Annotated in this window: 10 protein-coding genes; 4 read left to right on the plus strand and 6 right to left on the minus strand. The window is 51.5% G+C overall.

Annotated elements, in window-relative coordinates; all coding sequences use genetic code 11:
• Nucleotides 1-281 precede the first annotated feature (281 nt).
• Entirely contained in the window at nucleotides 282-1,043 is a 762-nt protein-coding gene (locus tag GOB86_RS14565; RefSeq protein WP_165993346.1) for a ParA family protein, read from the minus strand.
• An 80-nt stretch (nucleotides 1,044-1,123) separates the two neighbouring features.
• Between GOB86_RS14565 and GOB86_RS14570 the strand changes: the two genes are divergently transcribed.
• Nucleotides 1,124-1,390, plus strand: coding sequence for a helix-turn-helix domain-containing protein (locus tag GOB86_RS14570; RefSeq protein WP_165993348.1), 267 nt, complete (start codon nucleotides 1,124-1,126; stop codon nucleotides 1,388-1,390).
• A 182-nt stretch (nucleotides 1,391-1,572) separates the two neighbouring features.
• On the opposite strand, the gene GOB86_RS14575 is transcribed toward GOB86_RS14570, so the two are convergent.
• Both GOB86_RS14575 and GOB86_RS14580 read right to left on the minus strand, forming a co-directional pair.
• A complete protein-coding gene (locus GOB86_RS14575; RefSeq protein WP_165993350.1) occupies nucleotides 1,573-2,043 on the minus strand; it encodes a hypothetical protein in 471 nt (156 codons plus the stop codon).
• A gap of 125 nt (nucleotides 2,044-2,168) precedes the next feature.
• Complete coding sequence (locus tag GOB86_RS14580; protein WP_165993351.1) at nucleotides 2,169-2,306, minus strand: hypothetical protein; 138 nt, start codon at nucleotides 2,304-2,306, stop codon at nucleotides 2,169-2,171.
• Nucleotides 2,307-2,568: 262 nt separating this feature from the next.
• Here GOB86_RS14580 and GOB86_RS14585 point away from each other — a divergent pair, with 262 nt between their 5' ends.
• From GOB86_RS14585 to GOB86_RS14595, 3 genes are all read left to right on the plus strand, one after another.
• Nucleotides 2,569-2,991 (plus strand): hypothetical protein, encoded by a 423-nt coding sequence (locus GOB86_RS14585; protein ID WP_040133487.1) that lies wholly within the window; start codon nucleotides 2,569-2,571, stop codon nucleotides 2,989-2,991.
• A 115-nt stretch (nucleotides 2,992-3,106) separates the two neighbouring features.
• On the plus strand, nucleotides 3,107-3,403 hold the full coding sequence (locus tag GOB86_RS14590) for a hypothetical protein (RefSeq protein ID WP_040133488.1): 297 nt from the start codon (nucleotides 3,107-3,109) through the stop codon (nucleotides 3,401-3,403).
• Nucleotides 3,404-3,411: 8 nt separating this feature from the next.
• Entirely contained in the window at nucleotides 3,412-4,050 is a 639-nt protein-coding gene (locus tag GOB86_RS14595) for a hypothetical protein (protein ID WP_157065418.1), read from the plus strand.
• Between the two features lie 13 nt (nucleotides 4,051-4,063).
• On the opposite strand, the gene GOB86_RS14600 is transcribed toward GOB86_RS14595, so the two are convergent.
• From GOB86_RS14600 to GOB86_RS14610, 3 genes are all read right to left on the minus strand, one after another.
• On the minus strand, nucleotides 4,064-4,471 hold the full coding sequence (locus tag GOB86_RS14600) for a DUF2442 domain-containing protein (RefSeq protein ID WP_165993353.1): 408 nt from the start codon (nucleotides 4,469-4,471) through the stop codon (nucleotides 4,064-4,066).
• Entirely contained in the window at nucleotides 4,461-4,634 is a 174-nt protein-coding gene (locus GOB86_RS14605) for a DUF4160 domain-containing protein (RefSeq protein WP_006560441.1), read from the minus strand. The genes GOB86_RS14600 and GOB86_RS14605 overlap by 11 nt, the downstream gene beginning before the upstream one ends.
• A gap of 352 nt (nucleotides 4,635-4,986) precedes the next feature.
• Nucleotides 4,987-5,675, minus strand: a 689-nt coding sequence (locus tag GOB86_RS14610; RefSeq protein WP_242012703.1) for a plasmid pRiA4b ORF-3 family protein, incomplete at its 5' end; no start/stop codon positions are given.

A 5,675-nucleotide genomic window follows, 5' to 3' on the forward strand; every position in this document is an offset into this window, starting at 1 on the left:
GACGAACGAGCTATCTCAGCCCGGACAGCCGGTGTCGTGCGTGCCTGTGGGTGGATCTGAAGCATCATTCGGTCTCCCTGCAAACGGAAGAAAACAACGAAGCATAACGCGGTATCGCCCACACTACATCATCCCAATGACGTCTCACAACCTGACAATTACCCCAATATCCCAACGTGGTCGCAGTCTGCGTTTTCGCTGACACGTCAGGAAAACGTGTTAACGAAACCTAATTTCGTTAACACGTAGCGCCCGCAGATCTTCTGGATCCATGCCCCCATTCAGGACCGAGAAGACTCTGGCAGATACGTCATCACCTCTCTGAAGACACGTTCCATCCGGGGTCGAAGATAGTCCATCTCCCCCTCAAGGCGGACCAGAGCAGGAGCGCGTTTTTCCGCCGCACGCTCAGACTGATTGCACAGCGACCACCGTCCTGGGGCATCAGGAATCTCTGACAGATCCGCCAGACAGACACCAGCACCATACATGTCGTCAAAAATCGGGTTTTCCTCGATAAAACCTTCTTCAGGGATCAGGGGACCTGTGCCCTCAGCATAGTGATCCCTCAGTGCATCCTTTTCTGCGCCCTCCTTCACCCGCGCAGGCAGAAACAGGATTTGCTCCCACGGCACATTGGCCTCATGAAGACGGTCTGCTGTCCACATCCCTCTGTGCAAAGTGTAACGCTCTGCTCTCACCGGAATGACAAACAGGTCAAAAAATGTGTCTCTTGCAGTAAAGCACCTCTTTGCTCCTGCCAAAAACGCTTCCACCGCATTTGAGCAAATATCAATAATGACAGGTCGGTCTGCATGCTCTCCCGCCAGATCCACGACCTCATTTCTACTGGACTGTCGTATAAAGTGTGCTTTTTCCTCTTTAAGAAAAGGTATTTCCTCTTGAAATGCTCCCATGAAAATCATGCAGGGGTCATGTAAAAAGGGCTGGAAAAGATTCACGGCCAGCGTGGTTTTCCCACAGCCTCCCGCTGCCGAAAGAATGCAGATTTGGGGATAAAATGAACCACTTTCTTGTTTCATGAGACCCGTTCCTCAAAATACACCAAAAATACATATTATAGTTGATAATATTATAATATGTAATCTGCCATTGCGGATGCATGGATAAGCGCCGCCTTGTGGGAAAGAATTTTGCACGTCTGCGCAAGGCGCGGGGCCTGACACAAGAGCAGGTTTCAGACCGCTCAGGTTTCAGTCAGCAATATCTCAGCGGGCTGGAAAAAGGGCATCGCAATCCGACGGTCATCACCCTGTTCGAACTGGCCAACTGCCTTGAAACAACCCCGGACGAATTCCTGCGGAGTGTCAAATCTGACACGCAGACAGATCCACCCCCTTCTCCTGTCAGCCCCCCTGCCGTAAGATAAGGCAGGTTACCTTTCTTAGAGAGTACAGAAAGGGTCGAAGCAGATCCCGCCTTATTGGCGGGATTTGTTTATCTTTCCCACGCTGCCAGCTACCATACGAGGATAACCCGACGCCTTCTGAGTCATTCAGAAGACATACTCTCAACCGTTTGAGCCGCGTTATTCATGGGGCAGACCCGTGGCTATTTCCCTTTTAGATACTTGGCGAACCTGTCGTCTTCCTCCCAATCGAGGACTGGGGTTTTTTTTCCGATTGCGAGGGCTACACGGAGACGTTGCTGTCCGGTTGCGTTTTCCGGGAGGACATTTTCGTGTCTGACTTCTGGTTTGTCTGCGGCTCGTTCGACATGCTTTTTCGGTCTCTTCTTAGAGGACGTCAGGATCGCTGGTTCAGGTGCTACAGACTGGGCTGGTTGGACAGATAGCCCCGCTAGCTGCGCCTTTTTTATCTGCTCTTTTTTGGCCCGTTTTCGTGCCCGATAGAGCAGATTGACGAAGGTGGCTTTGGTGACCGTCACACCATGTTTTGCACAGAACCATTCCCACACATGCTCTCGTGAGAGTCCACCATACTGCTGACTTTCGATCTCTTTCAAAGAGGTCCGCACAAGTCCCGAAAGTGTACAACCTGTTTTGTTTTGGGATTTTGACACGACTGACGTTCTCCGGTGCTGATCTTTTCCACCTAATAAAATGCTTTGCCACCTGTCCAGCTAATTTGCTTCTTTTTTGGTGGCAAATTGGTGTTTTTCTGCTTCCTGCCCCATTCCCAATATTCTTATGGTTTCTTTCCACTTCTTTTTTGCTTCTTTTCTAGAATTTTTTCTAGTTTAGAATGCTTCTTTTCTGGTTGCAAACTGGTGTTTTTCTGGTTGTTTTCTGGTGGTTTTCGCTTTTTTCGGGTCTGCTCGCTCACGCTCGCTGCAAGAGGACGCTGTTTTCTGCATAAATGGGTGTGGGAAAGGTCTTTTTTCTGTCCTGTTCTGACGGTTTTTGCTCCTTAATCTGGCTATACACATGACGCAGTCCGCTGGACTGCATAACGTATTGAAAACAAAAGGCTTTATTCGATCTATACAGTTTGTGCGTCCGACGCGCGTCGGACATTTTATTGATTTTATGGCAGTTTTCTGCAATAATACGTCCGACAAAATGATATCCATTGGTCTGGAACCGTCATGCGCGAACGCAAATACACGGTGAGATTCACCGAAGACGAAGCTGAGTGGCTTCAGGAGGTTGCTCTTGATGGCAACGTGTCTGGCTATATTCGGGACACCGTTTTGAGACAGTCCAAAAGTGACCGCAAACTGGTCAGCATGAATGAAAGACTGGTGGACCTTGGTCAGGATATGAGGCTGGTCACCGACCTGCTGCATGACCTGAACCAGAAGGTTGCGGGCACACCCACAGCACCGGACGCGACCGGCTCACAGGAGCCAGAGGGCATCCCGGACGAGCTGACGGCTATGGTGCTGGAAATCCTGCTTCTGACGCGTGCGAATTCAACCCGTCAGGATATCCGCATGGCACAGGGATCGGTTGAATACGCCGGACTGTCTGTGTGGGAAGGCAAGAAGCGCTTCTCAAGAACCGAATAATCTGTGCGCAGAAAGCTCTGGCAATAGCCCCTGGTTGCCCATGGCATATCTGCGCATATCCATGACCATATGCGTGACAAAGTCTGATTGATTTTTTACGAGGATATTCGTATATATGAAGCCCGAAGGGTTCAAAGAGGTAAAGCGAAAAGTTATCGCCGCCTTACGTGAGGGCACCTATCAGCATGAAACAGATCGATCAGCCATAGACACCAAAAACCTGCTTTTCACTGGAGATGTAACGCCCGAAGAGATTTGTCAGGTTCTCATGAACAGTCAGGGGCAGGATCACTCCTCATCCCCACACCACCATGCCCCCTCACTCACTGTCCACATCATCAAGCGTGATGGATGGTATCTGAAATTCTACTTCGTAGACCCGGATACTGTTTTCATAAGCGCACATAAATGAGCACAAATATGGTGAAGCTCTATCAACCCGGCGATAAAAGCCGTGCCGTGTGTCCTCACTGCGCCAAACTGGTGACAACCACGTTTAACTATCGCGATGTCCCTTTTGATGACGGTTCTGGGACAGTCAGGGATATTCTGACAGCGGTCTGTGATGAATGTGCACAGGTTGTCGCTGTTCCGGCTCAATCCACACCTGCAATCAGAAACGCACGTGACGTTGCTGATATTTCGCTAGAAGTCAGCATTCCTGCGCCAGAAGTGGAAATTCTGGACGCAGCGGCATACCGGATTGATCCACGGGCAACCACTCGGTTTCGCAAGAGCCTTTTTGCTTACTACCTGTCGAAATGGCAGCGTGAAACGGGAGAACTGGACCGTCTGCAAGAAGACGTGAGGACGTGGCTCACGCAGCGTCAGGCCCTCAGCAAGCAGATTGCTGGGATTAAAATTCCCAAGCGTCGCATTTCCTTCAAGCTGTCTCCTGCCACCAATCAAAATGTCCATAAGATCATGGACAGAACAAACCTCGATAAGACAAAGCTCATGCGTGGGGTCGTCATGATGACGGAAAGAGAGATTTTGAGTGATGAACCCGGTCCTGTCATCCGGGAATTACAGGAAATTGCTGCTATCGTTAACGCCTGATTTCCGAGCTTACTTACGCGACGTTTCTGGGACGACCGCCTTTCGCACCATTCCGACGTGCGGCCGCCGCCTTTGCGGGACTGGCGGAAGATCCGCCTACACGTCCCATCTGTGCTGCCATCCAGCTTCGGGAACCGTAGATACCGTGGATCATACCTTCGACCAGGACATCAGCATCAAGACGTGGCCAGTGAAGGCCATTCCCCAGCGGGGTGATCTCGATCTCGGCCAGATCATTCAGTGAAGCGCCGTGCAGATCCTGTAGCAGATCCACCGGCACGCTCATTTCAACACCGTTGGAGAGGGTGACATGAAGGGCGCGGCGCGCACGGATCAACCGTGCGGAGACCGCATGAGGAACTGTTGCTCGATGAAGCGTGTCTGCTTCACGAGCGGTCTGATAGTTCATGTCATTCGCCATGTATCGTCTCCCATGCTTCAGTCAGCATCTCAGCGTGGTCCTGCACGATGACAAGGGCTTCCTGTATGACCTTATCTTTCATGCCACCTGCCCATATCAGGCGGGCTTTCCTGCCAATTTCGATCACCGCTTCTCCATCCGCGTTTATAACGTGAACGTGCATTGGGCACATGATCTGCCGTGTAAATCACGACACGAAATTCATTGATGCGTAGAAGCGTCGGCATAATGCACAATATCCCTAACGCTTGGGTTTTTCAATTAGAACCATCCCGCCGAAGGTCAGGAGCAGAATATCTGGACGGTCAGACCGAAATGGACAGCCCATCAATATCTGACAAAGCTCGCAGAACCCCGTGTGAGGCCGTACAAAGCGCAATTCTCATTACAGACACCCAACCAGCCACCACATCTGATAATGCCTGTCCGGCCTTCCTGTGGCGTCTGACGGGTATGCTGAAACACATGAGCCGCTGAATGGTCGCCTGAAGTAAGCATCCTGCGTGAGACGCGGCTCAGGAACTAGATTTCATGGTCTTGTTGAGTCTTGTGCGGACAGCGTTGCGTTTGTTGGCGATGCGGTTCAGGGCGTTTCTGAGTGGAAGCTCATTGATCTCGTTGGGGTTCCAATCTTCGAGATAGGCACTGACTTCGTCATGGTCTGGATGGTCGGGATCTGCCCAGGATTCAAGCATGTGATAGAATCCCGGAATGCCGCCGCAGTCTTCTGGCGGACAGGCATATTGTCCGGCGATGTATTTGGGGTACCCTTCTCCGGCCTTTCCCTGCCGGACATTGTTGATGAGGAAGCGATGGCGCCATCCGTCACCGAAGTCATATTCGTAGACCATTTCGAGACGGGATGTCGTTAGAAGATCGCGCAGTCGGGTTTTTGCGGCGTTACGACGTGGCAGCCCACCCCAGTCTTCGTTATCAGGTAAGCCGTAGCGTTGATCACCGAGCGTGAATTCCCACAGATGGTAATCGAGCCATCCCATGGTCACCTGAATGACCTCATGCAGTGTCCTGAGCGTCAGCGAGGTCGGAACGTCAACCTCACGCCAGATCAGAGGCGCGGTATTCGTCAGTTCGATAAGGGCCGTGCCTTTTGTGGTGTTCTGCACACGTGAGAGAAGACGGCGGACAAGAGTATCCGCGCTGATGGGGCAACACAGGCGCACGGTCATTCGTGCTCCAGCGGAAC

The organism is Acetobacter lambici (assembly GCF_011516885.1).
Classification (GTDB): Bacteria; Pseudomonadota; Alphaproteobacteria; order Acetobacterales; family Acetobacteraceae; genus Acetobacter; species Acetobacter lambici.

Excerpts from the sequence above, each read along its gene's own strand:
- GOB86_RS14590 (WP_040133488.1), top strand. The coding sequence starts at position 3,107 with ATGAAGCCCGAAGGGTTCAAAGAGGTAAAGCGAAAAGTTATCGCCGCC.
- GOB86_RS14565 (WP_165993346.1), bottom strand. The coding sequence starts at position 1,043 with ATGAAACAAGAAAGTGGTTCATTTTATCCCCAAATCTGCATTCTTTCG.
- GOB86_RS14585 (WP_040133487.1), top strand. The coding sequence starts at position 2,569 with ATGCGCGAACGCAAATACACGGTGAGATTCACCGAAGACGAAGCTGAG.
- GOB86_RS14570 (WP_165993348.1), top strand. The coding sequence starts at position 1,124 with ATGGATAAGCGCCGCCTTGTGGGAAAGAATTTTGCACGTCTGCGCAAG.
- GOB86_RS14595 (WP_157065418.1), top strand. The coding sequence starts at position 3,412 with ATGGTGAAGCTCTATCAACCCGGCGATAAAAGCCGTGCCGTGTGTCCT.
- GOB86_RS14600 (WP_165993353.1), bottom strand. The coding sequence starts at position 4,471 with ATGGCGAATGACATGAACTATCAGACCGCTCGTGAAGCAGACACGCTT.
- GOB86_RS14605 (WP_006560441.1), bottom strand. The coding sequence starts at position 4,634 with ATGCACGTTCACGTTATAAACGCGGATGGAGAAGCGGTGATCGAAATT.